Below are 23330 nucleotides of genomic sequence, written 5' to 3' on the forward strand. Positions count from 1 at the left end.
GACGGCTGGGGGGCCGGAGAGGGGGGAGCGACCGGCGACCGCTGGGTGACCGATGACGGCTGGGTGACCGGCGAGCGAGGAGTCACTGGCCACGGCTGGGGGACCGGCCAGGGAGGAGTGACTGGCCACGGCTGGGTGACCGGCGAGGGCGTGATGGCCCGCACCGGTGATGCCGTTCCCGGACCGGTGGTGCGGCAGCGGGATCGGAGCGGCCGAGGCGGCGGGCGCCGCCAGGGCCAGCGCCGCGGTGACGGAGACGATGGACACGGCGGCGGTGGTGGTGGAGAGGCGGCCCGCGGCGGCTGTGGTGGCGGAGAGACGGGTCACAGCCGTGGTGGCGGCGCTGGCGGCCGCGGCGAAGAGGGATGACGTCCGGCGGTGCGGCATCACAGGCTCCTGAGAGGCGAGTGCGAGGCGGTACGCGGTACGTACACGCCGGGGGCGCACGACAACGCGAGTTGCCACGGCCCCGACACCTCTAACGCGCTGCCGCCCCCGACGTTGCGCCGCAGGAACGTCTTTGCCGGGTGGCCCGAGCGCCTAGTACCGTAGGGGGCGATTGGTGACAGCCCTGGGAGCTGTGCCATCATCTGGACACGCCACAACGTGCATGCGCGTGTGGGGTGTGTGGAGGCGTCGCCTAGTCCGGTCTATGGCGCCGCACTGCTAATGCGGTTTGGGGCTTACCCCCCATCGAGGGTTCAAATCCCTCCGCCTCCGCTCCTATTCGTTCAGGCCCCGGTCATCTCCGACCGGGGCCTGAACGCTTTTATGCAGCCCGGGACGATCTTCCCCGCCGAGCGCGAAGCGATCTTTGCCGTACGGCGCGAGGCGATCTTCGCTGCCCGGGGCAGGGCCCGGGGCCGGAGCCAGGGCCGGGTCGGGGTCGGAGCCAGAGCCGGAGTCGGGGGTCGGAGCCGGGGTCGGAGTCGGGGTCGGGGTCGGGGTGGGGCTAGGAGCGGGAGCCAGGCATACGGGAACAGTCTGCGCGCAGGAACGGGAACGGCCTGAGCGCCCGGAAACGATCTCCGCTCCTCTCACCCCCCAGCTCAGCTCAGCTCAGCTCGCCCCGCCCAGCTCCCCCCCCCGCGTCCGGCCCGCGCCGCGCCCAAGGTCCGGGGCGATGCGCTGTCCACACCTGTGGACAACCCGCCCCCGCCCTCCCACACGCCGGGATCCCCCGTCTACCTCTTCGCCGCCCACCACGGCTGTCGGTGCGGGTCGGTACGGCCTGGACTTCACGGCCGTCGTCACGGCCTGGACTTCGACCCGGAGCTGCTCTACGTGGGAGCCCTCTTCCACGACCTCGGTCTCACCGAGAAGTTCCGCACCGGCCGGCAGCGCTTCGAGCTCGACGGCGCCGACGAGGCCCGCGCTTTCCTGACCGCCCGCGGCATCCCCGCCGACCGCGCCCGCCTGATCTGGGAGGGCATCGCCCTGCACACCACCCCGGAATTTCCGCACCACATGGCCCCGAAGTGGCGCTCGTCACAGCCGGCGTCGACCTCGACGTCCTCGGCATCGGCTACGACGCGCTCCCTCCCTGGAAGCCCGCGAGGCCGTCGCCGCCGCCCACCCGCGCCCGACTTCAAGCGCCGCATCCCCCACGCCTTCCACGCCGGCCTGACCCACCGCCCCCGGACCACCGTCGGCAATGCGAAGTCCGACGTCCTGGACCGCTTCGAAGAGGACTACACCCGCCCGAACTTCGTCCGGATCATCGAGGACTCCCCCTGGCCCCAATAACCTCCCGAAGTCCCCCAGGAGGGCGTTTCCGCAGGTCAGAGGTGCTGCGGGCAATGGATTTCGCCTCACGGCGCAGGTCATGTAATGTTGTTCCCGCAACGCCGACCGGCAAGAAAAACCGCCGGAAAGCCAAGCGCTCGTAGCTTAACGGATAGAGCATCTGACTACGGATCAGAAGGTTGCAGGTTCGAATCCTGCCGAGCGCACAGCAGATCAAAGCCCCCGCCGGGTCACCCGGACGGGGGCTTTGTCGTGCCGTACAGCAGCGAAGTACAGCAACCGGGTCAGCCGGCGCCGCCCATCGCTTCGGACAGCTGGCCCAGGGCCGAGCGCACCGCTTCCTCACTCGCCTCGGCGTAGACCTCCATCGTCATCGAGATCTGTGAGTGCCGCAGGATGCGCTGCGCCACCTTCGGGTGGACTCCGAGGGCGACCAGGAGCGAACTACAGGTGTGCCGGGTGTTCCGCAGCGGGATGACCCGGAGGCCGGCGCGACGGGCACGGAGAGCGAACATCCGGGTGAGGTTCCCCGGCTCGATCGGGGTGCCGTACTTCGTCGTGAAGACCAGCCCGTGACCGTCCTGCCAGAGATCACCGGACGCCTTCCGGTCCCCGAACTGCTGAGCGCGTCGCATCCGGAGCGCCTTGAGGCAGAGCGCGGGCAGCGGCAGGAAGTCGTCCGACTCCTCGGTCTTGGTCTCGCGGTGGAGGATCTGACGCCCCGCCCGCTGGATCTGGTGGTCCACGTACAGCTCACCTGCCTCGAAGTCGATCGACTTCCACGTCAGGCCCAGCACCTCCCCGCGGCGGAGCCCGAGGCACAGCACGAGCACCCAGGCCGCCAACAGGGGGTCTTCACGGGTCACGCCGTCCGCGAGGAACTGACCGGCCTCAACGGCGGACCACGGCTTGATACGGCGGCGCCGAGGCTTGGGCACCTTCACCAGGGCGGCGACGTTCTTCCCGATCTCTTCCTCGGCGACCGCATGCGTCAGGGCGGCCCGCAGTGCGTCGCGAGCGGCTTGGATCACCCGGCGGGATGCAAACGCCTCACAGCACTCTCCGGCAGCACAGCAGCGTCGACGGCTGGGAGCCCTCTTGGCGTCCTTCCCCTGGGCACAGCACTGGCAGGTGGTCGTCAGCTTCGTCAGCCATTCGCGCACATCCCGCACGGTGAGCTTGTCCAGCCGCTTCGTGCCGAGGTGGGGAGCGATGTACAGCCGCACGCAGCCCTCGTACGAGACGTAGGACAGGGGCGCGAGGTTGGGCTTCACGATTGACTCAAGCCAGTACGCCAGGAAGGCGCTCAGCGTGCGGTGCCGAGTCGCTACAGGGCCTTTCTTCGCCTCAGCGTGCAGCTTGATCCACTTGTCGTGGACGTCTTCGCGGGTCTTGCCGTAGACGTACTTGCGCTTCTTCTTGCCGTCCGGGGTGGTGACCCAGGCGTAGGCGGCGAAGCTGTTCTTGTAGGGGTAGATGGAGCCTTCACCGTTGCCGCGCTTGCCGCTCATGCCGACCACTCCGCTTCAGCCTCACGGGCCAGGCGCTTGACGTACTCGTCCACCCAGCGCGGCAGGATGCGGCGGTTGCGGCCGTCCTTGACCGAGCGGATGTCTCCGGTGAGGACGAGCATCTTGGTCTTGGAGAGGCCGTAGCCGAGCATCTGCGCGACTTCGGCGGTGGTGTGCCACTTCCTTGCGATCACGGTGGTGGTCATGTCCAGTCGTCTCCTTCGGCTTCGAGTTCGGCGCGGGCTTGGCGTGCGGTGTCGCGGTTGGTCTGGATGTCGCGGGCGATGGTGGCGGCGAGGGCGGATTCGCCGGGGGTATGGCCGTGGCCGACGTACTGCCAGTCGGTCAGGACGAGGACGGTGTCCGGCTCCGGGGGTTCGAGGCCGAGCGCTTCGCGTTCCTGGGTGGCGCGGAAGTCGGCGCGGGCCGCGCGGAGTTCGCCGAGGGTGGTCGAGTAGCGGCGGGACTTGGAGGAGAAGTGGCCGCGGAAGCCGAGCATGTGGGCCCAGCCCCAGAGGCGACGGTCCGGGTAGAGCGGATCCAGGGTCTTGCACGCGATGATCAGGCGGCGGGTGTGTTCGGGGACCTGGTGGCGGTCCAGCTCGGCGAGTTCGCCGATGCGCCGGTCCAGAGTGCCGGTGGTCTCGGCAGCCTTGGTCGCGTACTTCGCCACATAGGAGGCCACCGCCTGTTCGGTGATGTCGGAGCCGTCGCCGAACGCCTTGACCGGCCGTACGTCCAGCTGCGTGCCCCAACGGAAGGTCCGGGTGGGCTGGTCTCCGGAGGCCGGGGCCGTGACCGAGGTGTAGGAGTGCGCGGCGGCGGCGTGGATCGCGTCGGTCAGTAGGTCGGCGCTGGCCCACGATGGCGGCGGTGTTCCGGGCCCGTCCGGTCCGTCGATGCGGATCACCGCATGGAAGTGGAGGGCGCCGCGCTTCTGGAACTCGGCGACCTTGCCGAAGGAGAGGCGGGCCGATGCCTTGAGGTCGCGTTGGGTGAGGTCGGCGCGGGCGGCCAGTTCGCGGCGGAGGCGGGTGGTGAAGCGTTGCCAGAGGTCGCCCGCGTGGTTGTTGAACAGGACGGCGGCGGCGTAGTCGTACGTCTCGGGGTCCAGTGCGGTGCCGAGCGCCGGATCGTCCGCGCTGTGCTGTGTGCCGCAGCGGCAGACGCCTCGGTCGGGCCGGTTGTGCACGGGGCCGAAGGAGGGCGCGGTGAGGGTGGTGAAGACGCGGGGGTGGTCTCGGACGGTGCCGGGGATGTCGCGGCGGTTGTCTCCGGCCAGGCCGGCGCGGATGAGGTGGTAGGTGTCTCCGGCGTAGGTCCAGGCGCAGGCGGGGCAGCGGGAGGCGCGGCGGTTGCCGCAGGCGAGGCGGAGTCGTCCGCCGGGTTCGGAGGCGGTCGAGTAGTGGCGCAGGGTCTCGCCCGACGTGCGGTCCTTGGTGAGGGTCCAGCCGGTGAGGTGGATGGGGTCGGAGCAGCCGCCGGTGCGGTGGATCTGGTCTGCCCAGCGGTCGTAGTCGGGGGCCGAGGCCACCCGCAGCAGGTCGCCGAGGGTGGTCGGGTCGAGGAGCGTGTCAGGCACGGGCGACCTCCCACGTACGTGGGTGTGGTCGGTCATGATGGGGCTTCCTTCCGGATCTGTGGTTCGGACAGGAGCACGGCTCCCGGGCGGCGGAGACTTGGCGGTTGAGGCCGCCCGGGGCCGGTCAGCGGTGCGTGCGCCCGGAGGCGAGCAGCGAGCGGAGGACGACCGCGCAGACGGCGACGGACACCCCGCTTATGGCGACCGCCAGGAGCATCGAGACCAGGACGGTGCCGACGACCAGGACCACAGCCGTGCCGCCGCCGACGAGGGCGAGCGCGGTGCCGGGCGTGAGCTGAACCGCGGGGCGGGTCGAGGACTGAGCGACCGGGGCTGGCAGCGGGGTGTGCCGCACGGTGGCGATCGGTTCGACGGAGGGCTGGATGACGAGCCCGGTGGGCGTCGGGTTGGTCGGGACCTTGGGGCGGAACATGGTGGATCTCCCTTCTGCGGGCGTTACTTGACGGCCGTGTCGATGACAGAGGCCAGGAAACTGTCGGCGAGGAGGTAGCCGCCGAGGAGGAACACGGCCACGAGCCACCAGGGCGGGCGGATGAGCTTGATGCCGAGGTAGCCGACGGCGATCAGAGCGAGCCAGAGCGGGACGTCCATGCGGTCTCCTCAGTCGGTCAGCGGACGGTGCAGCGGTGGGTACGGGCGGCGAGCTGGGCGGCCGAGCGGCTGGAGAAGTCGGCGGACCAGCCGCAGCGGTTGGCGGTGCAGACGGCGGCGTGCTGGGTGCGGCCGAAGCGGTCGCGATAGGTGCCGGTCTGCACGGGGCCGATCCGCATGACGGAGTGGAAGTGGTGGCGGGCGGGCATGGTTTTTCTCCTTGCTGGTCAGGTGAGTTGGGCGGCGATGGAGTCGGCGAGCTGGGGCGGGACGCCGAGGCGGGCCCGCAGGGTGTCGCTGTCGATCCGGTCCCCAGTGCGGGCGCGGTGCTCGTCGGCGACCTTGCGGGCGTGGGCGACGAGGGCTGCCGGGACGGGCGCAGGTGCAGGGGCGGGCCGGGGCGGTTCGGCGGGTGGTTCAGCCGCGGGAAGGTCGGCGTCGATCAACTCGGCTGGGTCGGCAGGAGGTTCAGCTGTCGGGACCGGAGCGGGTACGGGAGCGGGTGCCGGAGCCACGTCGGCCGGCGAGGTGGAATCAGTGGCTTGTGCGGCACTCCGCGTATGCGCCAGCAGGGTCCCGCCGAGGAAGGCGAGCGCAGGCCATCCGGCGATCCCGAAGCGGAGCCAGGCGGGCGGGTGCTGGAGATCGAGGAATCCTGCGGTCGCGACGTTGGCGCCGAGCGAAGCCACCAGAGCGATCAGGAACCAGCACCAGGCGAGCCGGGACGGGCCGTCGTTGCGGAGCCGCCGCCAGGCCACGACCAGCAGCAGGTCGACGCTGACCGGGTAGGCCCACGCCTTCCAGCCGTCCTGTCCGGCAGCAGCGGCCAGGTCGTGGAGGTGGGCGAAGGAGAGCGCTCCGGCGATGACTGCTTGTACGAGAACAGGGTCCGGGCGAATGCGTCCCATGACGGTTCTCCTTCCGGGATCTGGCATGGAGGGGGTAGGGAGCTGGCGCGTCGAGGTGGCGCCGACCTTGGAGCGGGAGGGTCAGGCAGTCGTGGTGGACGCCTTGGTGAGCGATACGGCGGTGGTGGCCGGCGGGGCGACGGCGGGCCGGAATGGCGCGAGCGCGGGCAGTTCCGGCGTGCGGTCTGCGTAGTTGTTGCAGAGGTTCACTGCTTCGCGCAGCGAGGTGTGCGGGGCCCGGATGCGAGACCAGCCGCCAGTCGAGTCACCAACGATCGCGATGCCGGGGGCGTCTGCGGGTATCTGAATGGCGGCCAGTGCGGCGTCAGGGGAGATGTCGCCGAAGGCCATGTTGGCGCTGGCCTCGTCGTTGACCCGATGCGCGGTACGGCCGGTGAGCTGGGCCCGGAGCATGGTGATGCCCTTGCCGAGTTCGGAGCCGAAGCGCTGGCCGCAGATCTCCAGGTAGATGCCGGCAGCGCGGCCGAGCTGGGCCAGGCGGACGAGCGCGGTGATGATCCGGTCCCGGCGCCTCTCCTCCTCCTTGGAGGCGATGAGCGCGAGTTCGGCCACCTCGTCCACCAGGACCACGACAGGCGTGGGACGGAGGTCCTCGGCCAGATCCCAGATGTCGGCAGCGATCTCCGCATCGGGGACATTCACCCTGATGCGCTGTTCCTCGCGGACGAGTTGGTAGACGGATTCCATGTGCGAGACCAGGGCTTCGAGCAGATCGAGAGCGGTGTCCTGGCTGTCGGCGAGGGCGGAGAAGCGGCGAGCCAATGGGAACAGCTCGACACCCTGCTTGCAGTCGATACCGACGAGCGCGACGTCCTGAGCGGCGAGGCTGGCCACCAAGTTGCGCTGGTAGACGGACTTGCCCGACTCGGTGGCCCCGATCGTGAGTCCGTGCGGGACGATCCGGAAATCTCGGTAGTGGACCGCCCCGTCCTCACGCAGTGCGACGGGCAGGCGCATCGGAGTGCGGTCGATCTTGGCGGGCATCTGCACGCGCCTGAGCACGTCGTAGCCCGTCATCCGCAGTTCGACGACTCCGGAGCGGATCTCCCGGGCGGTGACGCCGTACATCCCGAACGAGTGCCGCAGCCGATCGGTGGCGGCGGAGACATCGAAAACGTCCTGGCCGGGCCGGAGTTTGAGCCGCAGGACGAGCCCGGTACGGGTCGGCCGGAGACGGAGAATGCGTGGGGCACGCGACTCGGGGGCCGGGCGGTCGGTCATGCGGGAGAGTGCGAGCCGCCAGCGCGGGGGCGGGACCGTCAGGCCGCAGGCGTCCATGACCGAGGCGTACCGGACTAAGACCCGCAGCGCGGCGAGGACGACCCCGAAGGTCATCCAGTACCAGGCGGGGCGCCGCCACCGCAGCACGAGAGCGGTGGCGACGACCAGCAGCAGTACGACCGAGAGGCGGGCCATGATCAGGCCGCCTCAGCCTGCGAGCCACCGGCGGCCAGCGAGGTGACCGCCACGGCGCGGAACGCGATGCCGTGCCGCTTCTGCCCGTTGAACTCGTTTTCCCACGGCCGGGCGATCAGGTCGGTCAGCGCCACCGGGGTGCCCATGCCCAGCTCACCGGAGACCCCGCTCTCAGGGACGGTGACGGACAGGATCTCCACCGCGTCGTTGGCGGCGAACATCACGTCCACGGTCATCAGCTTCGCTCCGGTCTCGACGTCGAGGGCGACCTCACCGGTACGGCGGTCCTTGACCTTGATCTGCGGCTGCTTCGCGACCATCACGGTCGCGGCGGAGGTGTCGACGGGGATCTGACGCACTACGGATCACTCCTCTATAGATGCTGAACTCAGTCACTCATGTACATGAGTTACAGAAGAGTGCCGGACTCCTGTACATGAGTCAACCCGCCTCGACGAAGAAGTCGGGGCGGGCTGAGGAGAGTTGAGCGGGCGTCAGTCCGTAGCGGGGATGCGGTAGCTGAAAACGAACTGGTCAGCGGCCATGAGGGTGTCGCAGACCTCCACCACGCGGCCTTCGATCGTCAGCGCTTCACGGACGAGATGCACGACGGGGGCACCAGGGCTGAGCGCCAGCTCGGACGCTTCGGCCTTGGTGGCCGACCGAGCCTGCAAGGTCTCGACGAACTCTGCGAACTCATGCCCGTGGTCTTCGATTCGGGCGTAGATGCCGCCACCACCGGGGTTCTCGGCAAAGAGCTCGGGGATGTCCTTCACGACGTCCCATGGCAGGTACGAGCTGGCCGTCTCGACCGGAGTGCCGTTACGAAAGTAGAGCCGCCGGCGGGCAAGGACCTGAGTGCCTGGCTCGACTCCGAGACGACCGGCGACGCCCTCCGGGACCTCCATGGGGCCGATGTACAGCACGCTGACCTTGGCCGTGGCTCCCGACTGCGCGGACTCCGCCAGATACGCAGCCTTGCCGCCCTGCCGGTGCGAGCGTCGGAAGCGGTCGGAGGAGCGGTGCCGTACCGGCGGCCGGTCCTTCACGATCGAGCCCTTGCCGTGGCGGGTCTCCACCAGGCCGCTCGCACGGACCTCCACCATCGCCTTACGGATCGTGCCGCCCGCAACGCCGTAGCGCTCGACCAGCTCGGATTCACTCGGCACCATCTCGCCGGGCTTGAGGACCCCGGCTCTGATCTGCTGCACGATGTCGTCGGCGATCTGCACGTATCGAGGTACGGCCCTACCCCCTCCTACCGCGGTTCCCATAGTTCTTCCCATCCTCCTATGCTCCTGTACATGAGTAACAGCGCTCCGGAAGCCCAGTCAACGCCACTGCACTCCGTGTCCGTGGCCGGAGTGGTGGTCCGCGAGGACGGCAAGCTTCTAACGATCCGGCGGGCCGACAACGGCGCTTGGGAACTCCCGGGCGGAGTGCTCGAACTCGATGAGACCCCGGAGGCCGGCGTACGACGCGAGGTCTGGGAAGAGACGGGCATCCACATCGAGGTGGACGAGCTCACCGGGGTCTACAAGAACACGACACGAGGCATCGTGGCCCTGGTCTTCCGCTGCAAGCTGGTCGGCGGCGAAGAGCGCACCTCCAGCGAATCGACGGCGGTCACCTGGCTCACGCCCGACGAGGTGGCGGAGTCCATGTCCGAGGTCTACGCGGTCCGGTTCCTGGATGCCCTCGACGGGGCAGGCCCTCACGTACGAAGCCATGACGGCAAGCGACTGACGCAGGCGCGGTAGAACTTTCTCTACTTCATCAAGGCCCGCGCACGGCGCGGGCGCGCGCCGCCTCTGCGGCGCGGCCTGCCTCCTGTCTGCGCCCCGGCTGGCCGCGCCCGGCGGCGCGCTGCGTGCAAGCGGGCGAAGGCCAGAGAAAACCGCTGTGGCTGGGGCCGGTCGGCTCCACCGCTTTCGGCAGCCACTTTGGGGCGAGCCTCCAAGATCATGGCCCCAACGTCGCGCTTTAACGGGCAGGTCCACAGACTGCCCGACTGGCCGGAAGCTTAGGCGCCATGATCACTCGCCCCAAAGTAGCTCCAGCCCAAAGCCGCTCCACCGACCTTGTACGAATCCCTCAACTAGCGCGTATCAGATGATGCATCGCTAGGCGGAAAGTAGCGCCGTGCTGCGTCTGCAAGAGTTTCAGCGATCTTCCGCCTTCGCGGACGATCAGGCTTAGTCGTTTCGCACTGAATCAGCGCATGCGCCATGCCTGCCGGAGGATCGTCTGGAAACGGATCGTCAACCACTCCTGCGCCGCAACTCCTCGGCGCTTGAGCCTCGAAGCCATACACTTGCTGCCCTTGCCTGCGTACCACTGCATCCGCACCAAGCCCGCAACTTTCAAGAAGCGAGCTCCGATGCACAGAAATACCGTCATCATCCCACTGAAATGCGGTACGCGTAGGACGACGCTCCCCAGTAAGGAGATCGGGGGCTAGAAAGTCCGGCTTATCCGGAATTCTGCGATAGATAACTTCGCCGTCCGGTATGGATTCATCATCCCAGCTCAACACTCCCCCTCAAAGCGTGCGCCTTCACGTGAACCCTCAGGAAAACAACTGCTTCCAATTAGGGTTAGACATCCAGATGCGCGCGGAGAGCGAAGCCAGCACGCGCCGGACCTGCCCATAACTCGCGCCACGACTACCGAGGTCCCCATCAACCTGCGTGACCCCGTCGGCGTCCCGATAGCTGACGTAGGGTGGCCCCTCCGGAAGGAACTCGATTTCCAGGCGCTCCATGCCGGCCCTCCACTCAAACAGAGCAGATCCCTCCTCGCCAGGGGTAACGAACGGAAACACCGATCGAAAATCGGTCAGCTGGTCCATCGTGCGGTACGCCTGATGAGTGACAGCCTGCGCCAGCGGTTCGCCCCCGGCTCCATCCCAATCCGTGGGGAGGGCCCTGAGCTCATGGAGTTTGCTACTGATGTAGGTCTGCAACTCCAGCTTATTTTCGCTCTCACGTTCCCCGGCAAGGCGGCGATCACGAGGCGCAGCCGCAGGAGTGCGTCGGATCATCCAGAGGTCGGCGGCTACTCGAACGCCAGCGCGCATCGCCAAGTGCGGGAAGAGCTCACTCTGCCCCAGACTAAAGGCATTCACGAAATCTCACCCCAACCTTCTCGCATGTCTTCGCTAGTAACCTCAAGGAATGCAGCTGTCAGTACATCATGAGCCGAGTCCAGCATCTGCAGGTAATCGGTTTGGCTACCCACGGCGGCCTCGGCATCCAAGGTAATCGTGGAGCTTTCGACGAAATCACCCGAGGAAGATTCGCCCACCATCGAGTCAACGCCAATAAGAACCGCAATATCAGAGTTCAATTCAGACTCTTGATAGTGAACTCGGAATCCAGAATAATCAGGCTTCCTGAATGGGAAGACTGAGCCGGATGACCATCCGTTCAAGATTCCCGCCATGCAATCATGGGCGGACACGCCTTGCAGGAGATTGACGTATTGAACGTCTACGCGCTGAACATTGGGGTATGCGTCTGTGGCGTCGTGGACGAGCTTGGAGAATTGAGTGAACTTCTCGAGCAATTCATCCTTCAACGCCTCGAATCCAGGGTATTCCTGAACCCCCTCGCCGAAGCTCCACGACAACAAGAATCGGTCCTGCTGGAACCTTATCTTCTTGTCGCCAGACTCCGTAGAAAAGGAACACAGGCCCACCGGCCACGACAATCCCGCCCGGACGAATTCTACGGATTCCCTATCCGCCGGATTCCATGGGGCCATAGGCGCAACCTCTTGCAGTTGCGGATAGTCAGCTCTCCACTCAACCCGCAAAGGAGCAAGATCCAACGTCTGAAGCCGCCCCATCGGCTGACACAAGAAGACGAGCGTTACTTCTTGGACAGGCGGCCGCTCAAAGCGTAATGACTCGGACATACACCCCTCCCCCCGAATGCAAGGGTACCCGTCAGCAGCGAACAGTGAACAGACTTTGAGCTTCTCAGCATGCGGGAAGCCTGGCCACTGGAAGGCGGTCTGCGCGGATTTGCCCCAAAGTTACACCCGGCAGGGTGAAGATCCTTAGGGTCTTGGTCGCCCAGCTTCCCCCACGACGAAGGGCAGCAAGTGACCTACCGGCGCCCCTGGCCGAATCCAGACCTGTTGTCTGACATCCATAGCTGACATCAACGGCAGCGGACGACGGTGGCTTCAGTCAACCTCAGGCGTCAGTGCAGTCGTCGCGACGACCGGATAAGAAGCCTTGTGGATCGAACTCCTAATGCGGCGGTCGATCATCGTTCAGGCAAGCCGACTGCGGGGGGGGGGGGCTTGTAACCGGACAGAGTGGCTGAGGCAGGAGCTGGTACCGCGAGGCACACGCGCGCGTGGATCGGTCGGCGCACCCGCCGTCGTGGCTGACTGTCGTCGGCTGAGGTTCAGACAGGCAGCGAACCAAGGCGTGCCAGACGTTTGCCCGAGCGGAGGGGCAACCCTGGTCAACGAGGGCACTGAACAGTCCCTGTCCTCGTATTGAGGACGGAGTTAGACGCCCCGCCTACCGACCAGCAGATGCACCACGAAAGATCGCCACCAGGTTCACAAGCGGCTATCCATGGTCTTCTACCGGACTCGCCATCCCGTGTGGCTGGATCGCTCCCTTGTGGCCACTTCGAGCACGTGTCACACAGTTCATAGGCAGACGGCCAGGGGGAGGAACGCTGTATGTCTGTGTCAGGTAAGGACGGTGTCGCGCCTTTGGGCTGGGCAGTGAAACGGTTTGGGCGGCAGGCCAGTAGTCTCGCCGCTGCAGTGCCGATGCAGCTGGCTCGGGCGCACGCGCAGGCTCACGCCACGCACCTCACGGCCCGGTTGAAGAAGCGAAGTCCCTACGGTTCCACCCTCGCAGAAGCGGTGCGCGAGAACTTGGCAGACACGGCTCGGGAGTTGGGCGAGTCCGTACGAAACGTGCGCGGATATGAGTACGCGGTGATCAACGATCACGCAATATTCCCCTTCAGGTACGCGGACAGGCCGAGGCCTCTGGATCGCGCTCGGTTGCCTTCTAATGCCTCCCCTACGCGCCGGCGGCTGTTCTCGGCCCACGGGCCACAGGCTCCGGAGGGGCTGTTCGACCTCGATGACGATCTGACAACCGAGGAGTACTTGGAGCTGCACGAAGCTTTCGAGGAGTTGGGCGCCTCCACGAAGCTCGTCTGCGTCTTCTTCACGGCCGCCGTGGAGACCGGCGTCCATGTCATCCATTGGGGAGACGCCCATCTCGAACCGGACCGCACCTTCACGTGGCCCCACAGCGAACAGCTCCCAGTCGCCCCCCAATGGCTTGAGTGATCGGCGCCAGAGCAGTATCGGTCACTATCGCGCGAGCTCAGGCGCTCGGCTGCGGGATGGCCGGAACGAACGGCAGGGGAGCCTCTGATTGAGAATGGGGCTCCCCTGCCGTTCGTTGTGTCCTGCTAGCCGAAGGCCGCTGCCGGCAGCCGTGGTCCCTCGTCGTCTCCTTCGCAAGCGGGAGGACCCGTCAGCGGCAGGCGGTGACCGCGGCTGATCGCTACACGGCGCACGTCACGCAGGGCTTCAGTCATGTCCATCGCCAGGAGCCGGACCTCGTTCGGCTCCCCGTCGCCGAGTACTTCGACCGCGTGCTCCAGGAGCTCGGCTGCCATTTCCAGCTGCACCGCTTCGGTGTGGTCAGCCAGGCGGGACAGGTAGCTGCCGCTGTCCTCGGTACTCAAATAGCAGGGGTTGCCCTCGGGTCCTGACCACGGGAGGAGCCGCAGCTCATCGTGGGTCGTCATCCTCCGCTGATCCTCTCGTCGGTCATGTGGTGGGTGGTGAAGAGTGCGTCGGCGCGGTCGCCGGGAAGCACCAGGAGAGCCGCCTCGACCACGCGTCCCGTGCAGTCGGCCGCCACGCGTGTGATCGCGAGCACTGGCAGGGCCGAGCTGATGCGAAGGGTCGCCGATTCCCCTGGTGTTGGAGGACGGGCGCTGACTCGTTCCCGGACCTCGGCCAGTGGCGGGCGGAGTTCCGCCAGCTTCGCCTCAACGCCCTTGCAGCAGTGCGATTCGGCGGGAACGTCGGTCGGCGACAGGTCGCGAGGTACGTAGATACGAGCGAGGCTGTGCGGTGACTTGCCTTCGTGGCTGAGGCAGAGAAATTCGGTGAGTGGGCTGCTTGCCGACACCCTCAGCAGGCCGATCAGTTGACCGTGCGCCGGGAGGTTGGTGGTGCGGACGCTGACGCGTAACGGCGACTCGGGCGAGGACTCCGTCCGGGGTGTGCAACCACCGCCGACGTACGTGATTCTGCGGAGGGGGTAGCGGACGAAGTTTCCCTTGCCGTGGATCTTCTCGACGAGGCCTTCACCCTGGAGGACCGAGAGGGCGCTCCGCAGCGTCGCCGTGCTGACCGCGTAGCGGGAGGCGAGCTGCGCCTCAGAAGGGAGACATGCGCCGGCCTTGATCCAGCCGGTCGAGATCTGGTTCCGAATGTCATCGGCGATGACATGACGGCGGGATGGCATGGGCTGCATCACCACCTTCTCAGCGTGCGCAGGGCTACGAGCCGAGTGCGGGAGTGCATGGTGAGAAGTTCGTCCGACTCGAAGCGGAGGTGCTTCGCTCCACCGGGGAGCTGGCAGAGGTCGATCACCCGACACGGGTGACCGCCGATCTGGATGACGTCGCCGCGCTGCACGCTGGCAGAGGTGATCTCGACAGGGGCGGCCGCTGCACCGCTCGGTGCCCAGCCCCTCACTGGGGTCCGTCCGTTCGGTTGCCGCGGTCGGCCACTGTGTGGCAGGAGCAACTGCACGCCTCGTAGACCACGGGGATGCCAATTGGTGCGGTAGCGGGGGAAGACTGCGCGCACTCAAAGTGCGTACCGATCCGGCAGGAACTCGACTGGTAGGGACAGCCTTCGGGTGGGTCACCCGAAGATGCTGACGAGGAGGCATCAGAGGGCCTCCGCCGTCGCGAACCAGTTGTGGGCAAAGGGATCGCGAAGCTCCGCGGCCGGCCCGACGGGCATCGGGGAACGGCGGCGGCGGCTCATCAGAACGCACCGCTCATCGGTGCGCGAGACGGTATGGCGGATACGGTTGAACACGCTGATCAGCTCCTATCGCTGACGGCCAGGCCCCCGGACATCGCCCGTCGCGGGGGCCGCTGTGCGTACGGCGGCCCATAAGGTGCGGCCGTTCAAGCTGTTGGCGAGGAGCCCGAATCGATCGGCCTCCGCTACTGCTTCCAAGGCCTCCCGCCACGACTCGGCGGAGAGCGATTCCGGTACCTCCGCTTCGATCGACGTGACTTGGCGGTGCTGCTCCACGCGCGGGGTGAGGCCGGCGGCGGACAACCGGGCTGCGATGTCTTCGGCTCTTAATTCCGAAGCAGGCACAGGCAGCCTCCGTCACTGGCGATCACTTGGAGTGAAGCTAGTTAACTAGATTAGAGCTAGTGGACTAGATTTTCCATATGTCTGAGCAGCCGCCGTATCTCCGCATCGCTGACGAGCTCCGGCGACGGATTGCGGAGCATGAGTGGACGGCGGGAGACCGGCTCCCGTCACGCGCCCAGATCGCCCAGGAGTGCGGCGTCGGCGAGAACGTGATTCGTCGCGCTCAAGAGCTGCTGATCTCTCAGGGAGCGCTGGAAGGCCGCGCCGGATCCGGCACCTACGTCGCCGCCCCTCGTCAGCGCGTACGCATGGTCCGCTCCTCGGCGCGCGAGCAGCCTGGCGGGTCCCCATTTCGCGCGGATATGAAGGCCGTGGGCAAGCTGGGGGATTGGGAAAGCCGGACCGAGGCGAAGGTCCCGGCCCCTGCTGAGATCGCGGCACGCCTCGGTATCGCCGAGGGCGACCTGTGCGTCCGCACCGTGTACGAGTTCCTCGCCGACGGCAAGCCGGTGCAGCTGTCGACGAGCTGGGAGCCATACGACCTCACCGCCGGCACCGTTGTCGTCCTCCCGGAGGGCGGGCCGCACGCCGGGGTGGGCGTGGTGAACCGCATGGCCGAGATCGGGATCGCGGTCAGCCATGCTGTGGAGCAGCCGGAGCCGCGGCAAGCGAATGTCGAGGAGGCGTCGCTCCTCGGCATCCAGAAGGCCAGCCTGGTCACGCACATCCGGCGGACGTACTACAGCGACCAGGGGCGGCCCGTGGAGACAGCGGACATCGTGGTCCCAGCCGCTCTGTGCGAGATCGTCTACGAGATGCCCATCAGCCCTTAGTGGACCGGACGCTCGTAGCCCGAAGTTGACAGGCGCATCCAGGGACCGTTGCGACGGGGCAGCGGCGGGCAAACCCCAGGTCGCAGAAGTCGTTGGTTTGTTTCGGGACGAAGGGGTCGTGAGTTCAAATCCCGCCACCCCGACACAGGTCAGAGGCACATTCGCCTGATCGCGAATGTGCCTTCTGCCTGTCCGGGGGGCAAACAAGGGGCCAAAGCACGTTGATCTAGCTCAGCGAACCAGACATTGAGCTTTACTGGTGCTGTGGACCAGGGCATGGCAGGCCTAATAGGAGCAGCGGTCGGGGGCCTGATCGGCGTCGTGGGTACTCTGGGAGCCGCTCGACTGACCGGGCGAGATCAGAAGCGCAATCAACATGAGTACTGGCGTCGTCAGCAGAGGCGAGACGCCTATAGCCAGCTCGTGAGTCAAACGTCCGAAGCCCTCAGGTTTGGCAGCAACGCCCTGGATGCTTACGAAGGCCGTGAGCCGTCCTCTGGTGAACTTGCCGAAGGGTTCAGCGAGGCAGTCCGCAAGCTGAACGCAGCCGAGACTCTGGTCGCCCTCGAAGGCCCAGAGGAAGCAGCCGCCGAAGCTGCGGAAATGGTCACCGAGTTGTACACATGGGCGAACAGTATGTTCCTTGGTATCGGCCTACGCGAGGGCCGATTCACGGGAGCGGATTGGTCGGTGAGCCTGCCTGAGCTCATGCATCACAGGGAAACAAGCCACGAAGCCTTGGCTACCTTCACCGCGTTTTGTCGACGCCTGTTGGATAGCTGATCAAGATCCACCCCGGGCTAGCTCCATGTCAGTGGTGCGTGCGTGCAGGGCGCGCAGGCCCCCCGGTCGCGACCGCCTACTCGGCGCCATCATCACGCGCGGCCTTGCGCAGCTTGATTGTCCAGTAGCGACGGGATGCATTCGGCGGCCGCGACCAGTCCCCGCGGGCATCCCGGCGTTGCAGCACCTCTTGAACCACTTCGCCGGCATCTCGACTGAACCCGTTCGGGGTCAACGCGACGCGATGGCAGGCTAGGTCGCTGCTGTCCTGGGCGAACTCTTGCCACTTGCCGTCGTAGTGACGCTTCTCCGGTCGGAGTACGTCGAGCAGTTGGAAGGCGTCGAGCTGTTGATGAGTCTCGTAGGCCTCTCGCCCGAGCCCGTAAGCCCCCTGTCTCACAGCGCTCGTGACCCTCGTGACGAACAGCAACGGTACAGAGGTCGGCGATGCGTCGTACTTAAGAGCATCGAGCCACATCAGCAGCGCGGCGATCTCGCTGTTCGTCAGGACATGCACCCAACCCTCGGTGAAGAACTCCCTAGGAACCTCTACGAACGGCTCGGCGTCAACCGGCACCGTATACGGCACTCCGGCTGCTGGCGTGCTCTTCCCGTTCTCGTGCAGCAGGTCGAAACCCTGCCGCCCCCGCCCAGGGCCCTTGGTGGGGCGTATCAGGCTGAGCCCCTCCAACTTCTTCAGCGCCTCCGTGACCTGTCGCCGTTTATTGGTGGCAACCGAGGCGCCCTGGATGCCTGGACCGCGGTATCTGGCGATGGTCGCGATCAAACCCACCCATGAGTGATCACTCTGCGGCGTCGGCTCCACGGGGTACGGGTTCTTCCACGCCTTACCTGGCTTCGCAGCGCACTGCGCGGCGAACAACAGCATGAGGTGCAGCTTCAGCGCGACGCCCTTGGGGGTGATCATGCGAGCCGCCAGTGGGCGCTCTTCCATCGGCAAGGGCTTCCGCTCATCCTCTACCGACTTGAGTTCGTCGTTCCGGAGGTACGTGCGCCGCACGCGGATGTCGGTCGGCTGGCGACCCTCCTGCCAGAGGCGCAGCGTCTCAGCCGTGACGGCTGGCAACTCGCCGCGCCGTAGCGCACGTAGCGCCTCTAGTCGAACCTCGACCTTTCCGTCTTTCGGCGGCAACTTTCCCCTCCCCTTTGAGCACTACGGTTTGATCCGTATGTGGGCCAGGTCGCATATTTATCTATTCAATGTCAACTTAGCGCTCATGAGGATCAATCCGTCTGCAAGTCTACCCGACCAGGCGGAAATCTGAGGGGAACCTTGAGGTGAGCGGCAAGGGCAACGGGCCCTGGACCGCGGAAGGTTACGCAGGCGCCAGGGCTACCAGCCTGGCAGCACAGTGCCCCGGTGCCTGCGCTTCTCAGAGAAGCGAGGAACTTCTACATTGAGCACTGTTGAACGTACCCCAGGGCAAAGCGAACAACACGACTGCCCGGCGGCACCGGCGGAGTCCGAAAGAAGCGCGCTGGCCTGGGCCCAGATCGGATTCTCTACTCTCTGTGTTGCGGCGGGCTCGGTGATCGGCCTCACCAGCAGCGTCTCGCTCGGGACGGCGATTGTCGCCGCTGCCGCTGGATGGCAGATCACGGTGCGTATCCGTAGGTGATCCGACTCAGTACGCGACACCTCTGGGCCCGCCGTCCTTGGGAGGAGATCTCCAAGAGCTACGACGCATTCGGTGGACCGCTCATGCCGACAGACGGTTGGGACCGGGAGCAGGTGGAGGCGGACTGCGCTTCCATGTACCGGACGCGTCAGCTACATGCCCCGGACCACGAGTTGATCGAGACGGACTGGGGCCAGGGGTGTGCCGACGCGGCGCAGAACAAGGACTCTTTCTTCAAGTAGGCGGAGACAGGCTGCCGATCAATACAGCAGCGGAGTACAGCAACCTCGACAACCAACCCCGCGCAGCAGTGTCCCTCGGAGGCTTCGATGTGACCGCTATGGCGGTCGCTGACCGATCCAGATAGAGCTACGGATCAGAAGGTTGCAGGTTCGAATCCTGCCGAGCGCACAGCAGGCCAGAGGCCCCGTTCGATATCGAACGGGGCCTCTGGTGTTTCTCTTGACGGCAGTGATTGACGGCAACCGTCTCAGGCAGTCGGTGTGAGGTCGATCAGGTGGCCACCGGGACACCGGCCGTGCCGTCGTCATCGTCCGGCGAGTTGCCGTCATCCCTCAGCGCGTCCCCCACGCGGTCGAAGGCGGAGCGCTGGGAGCCGAGCGTACGAAGGTGTAGATGTCCATGGTCACGCGGATGGAGCTGTGACCCAGGACTTCCATGATCATGCGGGCATCGGCCCCCTGCTCGTGGAGCAGAGACGCGCACGTGTGACGCAGGTCGTGAAAGCGCACCCGGCGGACCTCTGCACGGGCGCACAGAACTTCGAAGGACCGGTTCAGGTTGCGCGGCTCGATGGGGGTCCCGTTCTTCGTGGTGAAGACCAGGTCGTGCCCCGCTCCCTTCCAGGTGTCGCCCGCCGCCTTCCTGTCGGCGATCTGCTGGGCGCGCTGGGCACGGAGAGCCGTCACGCACTCAGACGGCAGCGCCACGCGACAGGCCGAGCGCTGCGTCTTCGGTGCGACGATCAGCAGCTCCCCGCCGACGGATCGCGTTCTTCGTGGTGTCAGAGGGCGAGGAAGGGGGCGTGGGCGGTGGAGGGTTGGAGGGTGGGGGTGCCGGCGAAGGTGGCGTCGTAGCCGCCGTTGAGGATGATCAGCGGGAGGCTGAGGATCTCGACGAGGCTTGCGGTGCCGTTGGTGTCGGTGATGGCGGTGCCCAGGAAGTGTCCGCCGGTGCTGAAGGTGATGATCTGGCCGGGGGCGGGCAGTCCGGTGACCGTGTCGGTCAGCGTGGCGGTCAGGAACGGGAAGTGGAGTTGGAGGGGGAAGAGCTGGATGAGGGCGGGGGTGGCGGTGAGGCTGGTGGCGTGCGGGGTGAGCACGGTTTGGTAGGTGAAGCAGCAGTCCAGGGTGGCGGTGCCGCCGGGGGTGGTGACGGTGACGGTGGCGGTGCCGGGGCTGCCGGGCGGGGTGGTGGCGGTGATCTGGGTGCCGGCGGGGTTGACGGAGACGGCGGTGGCGGGGACGCCGTTGAAGGTGACCGTGGCGCCGGTCAGGCCGGTGCCGGTGAGGGTGACCACGGTGCCGCCGGCCGCGGGGCCCTGTCCGGGGGTGATGCAGGTCAGCACCGGGATGGCGAGGTAGGTGAAGCCGCCGGGCACGGTGCTGGTGCCGCTCGGGGTGGTGACGGCCACGGGGCAGGTGCCGGGGGTTCCGGGCGGGGTGGTGGCGGTGATCTGGGTGCCGGCGGGGTTGACGATGACGTTGGAGGCCAGGCGGCCGCAGAGGGTGACGGTGGCGCCGGTCAGGTCGGTGCCCGTGATGGTGATGAACGTGCCGCCGGCGACCGGCCCTTGGGTGGGGGTGATGCCGGATGTGGTGGGGGCGGCGGTGTAGGTGAAGGCGCCGGGCAGGGAGACGGCGCCGGCCGCGGTGGCCACCATCACGGTGGCCGGGCCGAGAACACCGGCCGGGGTGGTGGCGGTCATCTGCGTACCGTCGGCGTTGTAGAACAGGTTGGTTGCCGCGTTGCCGTTGAACGTCACCGTGGCACCGGACAGATTCATGCCGGTGATCGTCACCACCGTGCCACCCGTGACCGGCCCCTGCGCCGGGCTGATCGATGTCACCGTGGGGGCGGGCAGGATGACGGTGACATTGGACGTAGCGCCGTTGGTGACGTAGACGTTGCCGTTGGGCGCCACCCCCACCGCGTTGGGGGCGCCTCCGGTGGGCACGGTGTCGGTGACGGTGTTGGCGGCACTGTCGATCACCGTCACGGTGTTCGAATTCTGGTTGGCGACGAATACGTTTCCGATGGGCGCTACCGCCACCGCTACCGGGGCGGTGCCGGCAGAGACCGTGGTGATGACGGTGTTGGTGGCGCTGTTGATCACCGTCACATTGTTCGAACTCTGGTTGGTGACGTAGACGTTGCCGTTGGGTGCTACCGCCACCGCTACCGGGGCGGTGCCGGCAGAGACCGTGGTGATGACGGTGTTGGTGGTGCTGTTGATCACCGTCACGTTGTTGGAATTCTGGTTGGTGACGTAGACGTTGCCGTTGGGTGCTACCGCCACCGCTACCGGGGCGGTGCCGGCAGAGACCGTGGTGATGACGGTGTTGGTGGTGCTGTTGATCACCGTCACATTGTTCGAAGTGGTGTTGGTGACGTAGACGTTGCCGTTGGGCGCCACCCTCACCGCAAGCGGGCCGGTGCCGACAGGGACCGTGGTGATGACGGTGTTGGTGGTGCTGTTGATCACCGTCACGTTGTTGGAATTCTGGTTGACGACGTAGACGTTGCCGTTGGGTGCCACCGCCACCGCGCGCGGGCCGGTGCCGGCGGGCAGGGTGGCGATGACGGAGTTGCTGGCACTGCTGATCACCGTCACATTGCCCGAACTGACGTTGGCGACGTAGACGTTGCCGTTGGGCGCCACCGCCACCGCCTGCGGCCTGCTGCCGGTGGGCAGAGTGTTGATGACGGTGTTGGTGGCGCTGTTGATCACCGTCACAGTGTTGGAATTGAAGTTGGCGACGTAGACCTTGCCGTTGGGCGCCACCCCCACCGCTACCGGGCTGACGCCGACGGGGATGGCGACGGTTACCGCCATGAGAGAAGGGGGCAACGGCTGGAGCGCCGGGCCCCCGTGGGCAAGGGCTGCAACGGTCGTGGCTGTGGGAGGCCCGCCCAGCAGGGAGCCCTGGGCGGGTGCGGCAGGAATCCGCGGCGTCAGCCACGGGTGAATGTTCGTGCTCATGAGGAGCCCCTTCTTCGCGATGAAGGGGGCTGCCCTCGATTCCGCCCGGGCCCTGTGCGGCACCGTGTATCGCGGCTCTCTCGCCGGAGGGGCGCCTTCCAGGCGTGTGGACCACACAGGCGTGTGGACCACACAGGCGTGTGGACCACACAGGCATGGGCTGCCCATCCCCCGGGGAGGGATGGGCAGCCCACCGGTTCGAACAAGTAACCCACCGGAGTGGCGGCGTCGGCAATGTCCTTGACGAATACCCACCCGGATGGCCGAGCGCCCCAAGGCGGCCGTGCCGTGCTCCGCCATCCGCTCCGTCAGCAGGCGTCCGTGATCTTCGCAGCTGGAAGACTCAAGTGCAGGCTGTGCGTGTGGTTCTCCAGCTCATCCGCCATGCCGGCGTGATCGCTGCCCTGCCGTGCAGGTGTGCGTGCGGCAGATGCGGCGGACGCCGAGACCATCAGAAGCGAGAAGACGGCTGCGGCGCCGGTGCCGGCCATCCGCGGCCTCCCGGGCCCGGGCTTCGGCCTCAGTCCGCCGCCGCTCCCGTATGGCTGAGAGAGCAGACGGGCGGGGCGAACCGACAGGTCAAGTCGGCGGCGGTGCCAAGCGACGACTACGCAGCCAGAGCGGCGATTCGCTCCGAGACCTCCCGGACCTTCGGCTCACTCTTGACGGGCCGAAAGGCTCGCCGGACATCTTCCAGGCGCTCCACGCCACGCCGCGAGTGGATGCCGTCTTCGATGAGATCGGCGGCCTTGTACGTGGCGTCGAGCGCACCGTCCAGGTCGCCGGTCTTCTGATAGGCCAGAGCCAAGGTTCGTGTCTGCTGGCGCATGCGGTGACGGCAACCTTGACGGCAACGACGGCTTACGGAGGCTGCCAGTGGCAGACGGCGGTGCACGGGGCGGTTGCCCGGGCACGGAAGGCGCAATGGTGTGCCCGAAGCTACGGATCAGAAGGTTGCAGGTTTGATTCCTGCCGAGCGCACAGCAGTCAAAGGCCCCCTGGACATCGTCCAGGGGGCCTTTGACATCAGCGGGTGACATCAACGCGGGTGCCGGTGCCCGTCACTCGGCCGGCGCACTCCCCGGACCGCCTTCCTCGTCCTCGGTCGGCTCGTCAACCCCCAGGGCATCGTCCATTCGGTCGGCCGCCGCCTTGAGAATGGTCTGCATCACGTGCGCGTAGGTGTCCAGCGTCATCGTGATGGTGCTGTGGCCGAGAGTCTCCATGATCGTGCGGTGGCGACGCCCTGGGGCAGCAGCAGGTAGGCGCAGGTGTGCCGGAGGTCGTGCACCCGCACGCGGCGCACCTTGGCGTCACGGCAGAGGATCGTGAGCATGCGGTTGAGGCAGCGAGGGTCGGTGGCCCGGCCAGTGGCCGTGGTGAAGACCAGGCCGTTCGGGTGATTAGGGACCGGCTGCCATTTGGCGCCGGCCACCTTCTGTTCCTCCTCCTGCTTCGCCTGGTGGGCGGTCGGGGCGTCCACACATCTCTTGGGCAGGGACACCGTCCGGAACGAGCGAGCCGTTTGGGAGTCCCGAAGTGCAGTTCGCGCTTGATGCGCTGGAGGTTGCGCCGGACGCGGAGCTGGCCAGTAAGGGCCAGGAGGTGACCGTCGAAAGCACGGACAGCCGGCCCAAGGGCCCGACGCCGCAGC

29 protein-coding genes, 2 tRNA genes and 1 pseudogene are annotated in these 23330 nt (G+C 66.8%); 8 read left to right on the forward strand and 24 right to left on the reverse strand.

All coding sequences use genetic code 11. From position 1 onward, the window contains the following. A pseudogene (locus M8I34_RS39155) lies at positions 1 to 387 on the reverse strand (hypothetical protein); the annotation flags it as partial. 242 nt (positions 388 to 629) lie between these two features. On the opposite strand from M8I34_RS39155, the gene M8I34_RS39160 reads away from it, so the two are divergent. The 3 genes from M8I34_RS39160 to M8I34_RS39170 all read left to right on the forward strand — a co-directional run bounded on the left by M8I34_RS39160 (position 630) and on the right by M8I34_RS39170 (position 1952). Next, a tRNA-Ser gene (locus M8I34_RS39160) sits at positions 630 to 720 on the forward strand. A 420-nt stretch (positions 721 to 1140) separates the two neighbouring features. Further along, positions 1141 to 1746: a phosphohydrolase gene (locus tag M8I34_RS39165; protein ID WP_308372784.1), complete on the forward strand. Its 606-nt coding sequence runs from the start codon at positions 1141 to 1143 to the stop codon at positions 1744 to 1746. A 133-nt stretch (positions 1747 to 1879) separates the two neighbouring features. Then, positions 1880 to 1952: transfer RNA gene (locus tag M8I34_RS39170), tRNA-Arg, on the forward strand. A 78-nt stretch (positions 1953 to 2030) separates the two neighbouring features. Here the strand turns inward: M8I34_RS39170 and xerC (M8I34_RS39175) are convergent. From xerC (M8I34_RS39175) to M8I34_RS39220, 10 genes are all read right to left on the reverse strand, one after another. Continuing rightward, positions 2031 to 3266, reverse strand: a complete 1236-nt coding sequence (gene xerC / locus M8I34_RS39175) for a site-specific integrase (protein WP_250057863.1) — start codon at positions 3264 to 3266, stop codon at positions 2031 to 2033. Beyond that, positions 3254 to 3463, reverse strand: a complete 210-nt coding sequence (locus M8I34_RS39180) for an excisionase family DNA-binding protein (RefSeq protein WP_250057864.1) — start codon at positions 3461 to 3463, stop codon at positions 3254 to 3256. Before M8I34_RS39180 ends, xerC (M8I34_RS39175) begins: the two co-directional genes overlap by 13 nt. Next, positions 3460 to 4875, reverse strand: a complete 1416-nt coding sequence (gene repSA / locus M8I34_RS39185) for a replication initiator protein RepSA (protein WP_284051318.1) — start codon at positions 4873 to 4875, stop codon at positions 3460 to 3462. Before repSA ends, M8I34_RS39180 begins: the two co-directional genes overlap by 4 nt. Positions 4876 to 4963: 88 nt before the next feature. Beyond that, positions 4964 to 5272 carry a SpdD-like protein gene (locus M8I34_RS39190; protein WP_250057866.1) on the reverse strand — a complete coding sequence of 103 codons (309 nt, stop codon included), beginning with the start codon at positions 5270 to 5272 and terminating at the stop codon, positions 4964 to 4966. A gap of 23 nt (positions 5273 to 5295) precedes the next feature. Next, positions 5296 to 5451 carry a hypothetical protein gene (locus M8I34_RS39195; protein WP_250057867.1) on the reverse strand — a complete coding sequence of 52 codons (156 nt, stop codon included), beginning with the start codon at positions 5449 to 5451 and terminating at the stop codon, positions 5296 to 5298. 17 nt (positions 5452 to 5468) lie between these two features. Further along, complete coding sequence (locus M8I34_RS39200) at positions 5469 to 5660, reverse strand: mobile element transfer protein (RefSeq protein WP_250057868.1); 192 nt, start codon at positions 5658 to 5660, stop codon at positions 5469 to 5471. A gap of 18 nt (positions 5661 to 5678) precedes the next feature. After that, positions 5679 to 6359, reverse strand: a complete 681-nt coding sequence (locus M8I34_RS39205; RefSeq protein WP_250057869.1) for a DUF2637 domain-containing protein — start codon at positions 6357 to 6359, stop codon at positions 5679 to 5681. An 81-nt stretch (positions 6360 to 6440) separates the two neighbouring features. After that, a complete protein-coding gene (locus M8I34_RS39210; RefSeq protein ID WP_250057870.1) occupies positions 6441 to 7796 on the reverse strand; it encodes an FtsK/SpoIIIE domain-containing protein in 1356 nt (451 codons plus the stop codon). Between the two features lie 2 nt (positions 7797 to 7798). Next, positions 7799 to 8155, reverse strand: coding sequence for a hypothetical protein (locus M8I34_RS39215; protein ID WP_250057871.1), 357 nt, complete (start codon positions 8153 to 8155; stop codon positions 7799 to 7801). A gap of 135 nt (positions 8156 to 8290) precedes the next feature. Then, on the reverse strand, positions 8291 to 9070 hold the full coding sequence (locus tag M8I34_RS39220; protein ID WP_250057872.1) for a GntR family transcriptional regulator: 780 nt from the start codon (positions 9068 to 9070) through the stop codon (positions 8291 to 8293). 18 nt (positions 9071 to 9088) lie between these two features. Here M8I34_RS39220 and M8I34_RS39225 point away from each other — a divergent pair, with 18 nt between their 5' ends. After that, the gene (locus M8I34_RS39225; protein WP_250057873.1) at positions 9089 to 9556 is read left to right on the forward strand and encodes an NUDIX hydrolase; all 468 of its coding nucleotides are present in this window, start codon (positions 9089 to 9091) and stop codon (positions 9554 to 9556) included. A gap of 809 nt (positions 9557 to 10365) precedes the next feature. Here M8I34_RS39225 and M8I34_RS39230 read toward each other — a convergent pair. Both M8I34_RS39230 and M8I34_RS39235 read right to left on the reverse strand, forming a co-directional pair. Beyond that, positions 10366 to 10923, reverse strand: coding sequence for a hypothetical protein (locus M8I34_RS39230; RefSeq protein ID WP_250057874.1), 558 nt, complete (start codon positions 10921 to 10923; stop codon positions 10366 to 10368). Further along, on the reverse strand, positions 10920 to 11714 hold the full coding sequence (locus tag M8I34_RS39235; RefSeq protein ID WP_250057875.1) for a TIGR04255 family protein: 795 nt from the start codon (positions 11712 to 11714) through the stop codon (positions 10920 to 10922). Before M8I34_RS39235 ends, M8I34_RS39230 begins: the two co-directional genes overlap by 4 nt. A gap of 1227 nt (positions 11715 to 12941) precedes the next feature. Between M8I34_RS39235 and M8I34_RS39240 the strand changes: the two genes are divergently transcribed. Next, positions 12942 to 13127 (forward strand): hypothetical protein, encoded by a 186-nt coding sequence (locus tag M8I34_RS39240; RefSeq protein WP_250057876.1) that lies wholly within the window; start codon positions 12942 to 12944, stop codon positions 13125 to 13127. A 125-nt stretch (positions 13128 to 13252) separates the two neighbouring features. Here the strand turns inward: M8I34_RS39240 and M8I34_RS39245 are convergent, their stop codons facing one another. From M8I34_RS39245 to M8I34_RS39265, 4 genes are all read right to left on the reverse strand, one after another. Further along, positions 13253 to 13594: a hypothetical protein gene (locus M8I34_RS39245; protein ID WP_250057877.1), complete on the reverse strand. Its 342-nt coding sequence runs from the start codon at positions 13592 to 13594 to the stop codon at positions 13253 to 13255. Then, positions 13591 to 14322: a GntR family transcriptional regulator gene (locus M8I34_RS39250; protein WP_250057894.1), complete on the reverse strand. Its 732-nt coding sequence runs from the start codon at positions 14320 to 14322 to the stop codon at positions 13591 to 13593. The genes M8I34_RS39245 and M8I34_RS39250 overlap by 4 nt, the downstream gene beginning before the upstream one ends. A gap of 431 nt (positions 14323 to 14753) precedes the next feature. Next, complete coding sequence (locus tag M8I34_RS39260; protein WP_250057879.1) at positions 14754 to 14906, reverse strand: hypothetical protein; 153 nt, start codon at positions 14904 to 14906, stop codon at positions 14754 to 14756. Between the two features lie 12 nt (positions 14907 to 14918). Beyond that, positions 14919 to 15197: a hypothetical protein gene (locus M8I34_RS39265; protein ID WP_250057880.1), complete on the reverse strand. Its 279-nt coding sequence runs from the start codon at positions 15195 to 15197 to the stop codon at positions 14919 to 14921. A 77-nt stretch (positions 15198 to 15274) separates the two neighbouring features. Here M8I34_RS39265 and M8I34_RS39270 point away from each other — a divergent pair, with 77 nt between their 5' ends. Continuing rightward, positions 15275 to 16030 (forward strand): GntR family transcriptional regulator, encoded by a 756-nt coding sequence (locus M8I34_RS39270; RefSeq protein WP_250057881.1) that lies wholly within the window; start codon positions 15275 to 15277, stop codon positions 16028 to 16030. 264 nt (positions 16031 to 16294) lie between these two features. Beyond that, positions 16295 to 16813: a hypothetical protein gene (locus M8I34_RS39275; RefSeq protein ID WP_250057882.1), complete on the forward strand. Its 519-nt coding sequence runs from the start codon at positions 16295 to 16297 to the stop codon at positions 16811 to 16813. Positions 16814 to 16889: 76 nt separating this feature from the next. On the opposite strand, the gene M8I34_RS39280 is transcribed toward M8I34_RS39275, so the two are convergent. Beyond that, positions 16890 to 17966, reverse strand: a complete 1077-nt coding sequence (locus M8I34_RS39280; protein WP_250057883.1) for a hypothetical protein — start codon at positions 17964 to 17966, stop codon at positions 16890 to 16892. A 570-nt stretch (positions 17967 to 18536) separates the two neighbouring features. Here M8I34_RS39280 and M8I34_RS39285 point away from each other — a divergent pair. Beyond that, positions 18537 to 18695, forward strand: a complete 159-nt coding sequence (locus M8I34_RS39285) for a hypothetical protein (RefSeq protein WP_250057884.1) — start codon at positions 18537 to 18539, stop codon at positions 18693 to 18695. 333 nt (positions 18696 to 19028) lie between these two features. Here the strand turns inward: M8I34_RS39285 and xerC (M8I34_RS39290) are convergent, their stop codons facing one another. The 6 genes from xerC (M8I34_RS39290) to M8I34_RS39310 form a co-directional block, all read right to left on the reverse strand. Beyond that, positions 19029 to 19382, reverse strand: coding sequence for a tyrosine-type recombinase/integrase (gene xerC / locus M8I34_RS39290; RefSeq protein ID WP_250057885.1), 354 nt, complete (start codon positions 19380 to 19382; stop codon positions 19029 to 19031). Between the two features lie 95 nt (positions 19383 to 19477). Next, positions 19478 to 21676 (reverse strand): IPT/TIG domain-containing protein, encoded by a 2199-nt coding sequence (locus M8I34_RS39295; protein WP_250057886.1) that lies wholly within the window; start codon positions 21674 to 21676, stop codon positions 19478 to 19480. A gap of 308 nt (positions 21677 to 21984) precedes the next feature. After that, entirely contained in the window at positions 21985 to 22167 is a 183-nt protein-coding gene (locus M8I34_RS39300; protein ID WP_250057887.1) for a hypothetical protein, read from the reverse strand. Positions 22168 to 22283: 116 nt separating this feature from the next. Continuing rightward, positions 22284 to 22505: a hypothetical protein gene (locus M8I34_RS39305; protein ID WP_250057888.1), complete on the reverse strand. Its 222-nt coding sequence runs from the start codon at positions 22503 to 22505 to the stop codon at positions 22284 to 22286. A 232-nt stretch (positions 22506 to 22737) separates the two neighbouring features. Beyond that, on the reverse strand, positions 22738 to 22872 hold the full coding sequence (locus tag M8I34_RS41525) for a hypothetical protein (protein WP_284051319.1): 135 nt from the start codon (positions 22870 to 22872) through the stop codon (positions 22738 to 22740). Beyond that, positions 22869 to 23159, reverse strand: a complete 291-nt coding sequence (locus tag M8I34_RS39310; RefSeq protein WP_250057889.1) for a hypothetical protein — start codon at positions 23157 to 23159, stop codon at positions 22869 to 22871. Before M8I34_RS39310 ends, M8I34_RS41525 begins: the two co-directional genes overlap by 4 nt. Positions 23160 to 23330: the final 171 nt, after the last annotated feature.

Origin of the sequence: Streptomyces sp. MCA2 (assembly GCF_023544705.1) — a bacterium.
Classification (GTDB): Bacteria; Actinomycetota; Actinomycetes; order Streptomycetales; family Streptomycetaceae; genus Streptomyces; species Streptomyces decoyicus.